Raw genomic sequence first — 248 nt, 5'->3', positions numbered from 1 at the left:
CGACCGTGTATTCCATGCCGGCGCAGCCGCCCTTCTTGATGCCGAGGCGGATGCCATGCGCATTCTCGCGGGTGGCGACAATCTCCCGCACCCGGTCGGCGGCCTTTTCGGTCATCGTGATGACGGCGAAGCGTCCCATGTTTTTCCTTCTCCATTCCATGCAGGTTCAAGGCCTGCCGAATGATTCCTCACCTAAAATGGTGAAGTTTTATCCTTGGTGCAAGTGTGCAGCCTCTGTCGGGCTAGTA

The 248-nt window shown here is 57.7% G+C and carries 1 pseudogene; it reads right to left on the bottom strand.

Features of this window, described 5'->3' with window-relative positions:
- Positions 1-139 (bottom strand): annotated as a pseudogene (locus tag EOB49_RS38525) (Fe-S cluster assembly scaffold SufA); the annotation flags it as partial.
- Between the last annotated feature and the right edge of the window lie 109 nt (positions 140-248).

This window comes from Mesorhizobium sp. M7A.F.Ca.MR.148.00.0.0 (genome assembly GCF_003997735.1).
GTDB lineage: Bacteria > Pseudomonadota > Alphaproteobacteria > Rhizobiales > Rhizobiaceae > Mesorhizobium.
The sequence above is the reverse complement of the archived record's forward strand: the minus strand, read 5'-3'. Positions and strand labels throughout refer to the sequence as shown.